The organism is Herbaspirillum sp. B65 (genome assembly GCF_000333555.1).
In the GTDB taxonomy this organism is placed as follows: Bacteria; Pseudomonadota; Gammaproteobacteria; order Burkholderiales; family Burkholderiaceae_D; genus Herbaspirillum; species Herbaspirillum rubrisubalbicans.
On the sequence record NZ_BADI01001159.1, the window covers coordinates 1 to 456 of the forward strand.

The window sequence follows — 456 nt, forward strand, 5'->3', positions numbered from 1 at the left end:
CAGTCCAGTAAGCTCATCGCGCGCGATCTGAACATCAGTGTCAAGACGGTGGATGTGCATCGCGCCAGCGTCAAGGACAAGCTGGGCTGCCAGAGCACGGCCACGCTGGTGCGCGACGTGCTGATGGATTTCGGGCCGGAATTTCTCAAGGCGGCCTGAACCGCGCTGAGCGGGTCCGGCTCACGCCACCGCTCTCTCCTTGGACTTACCGATGACGCCCTGATCGCTGACGGCCTGCCGCCAGCGATCAGTCTTGCCTCTTGCCTTATGCCGCCTGCAAGGCGAAGAACGCCACCGCGCGCTTCAATTGCGCCGCCTGGTCTTCCAGCGACTTGGCGGCCGCTGCGGCCTGCTCCACCAATGCCGCGTTCTGCTGGGTCACGCCATCCATCTGGCTCACCGCCTGATTGACCTGGTGGATGCCTTCGGCCTGTTCGCGGCTGGCAGTACTGATCT

General features: G+C 63.8%; 1 protein-coding gene and 1 pseudogene. One reads left to right on the forward strand and one right to left on the reverse strand.

Annotated features, from left to right (window positions below; genetic code table 11):
- On the forward strand, positions 1–159 hold a 159-nt coding region (locus I5W_RS27845), incomplete at its 5' end, for a LuxR C-terminal-related transcriptional regulator (protein WP_044531699.1).
- A 106-nt stretch (positions 160–265) separates the two neighbouring features.
- Here I5W_RS27845 and I5W_RS27850 read toward each other — a convergent pair.
- A pseudogene (locus tag I5W_RS27850) lies at positions 266–456 on the reverse strand (methyl-accepting chemotaxis protein); the annotation flags it as partial.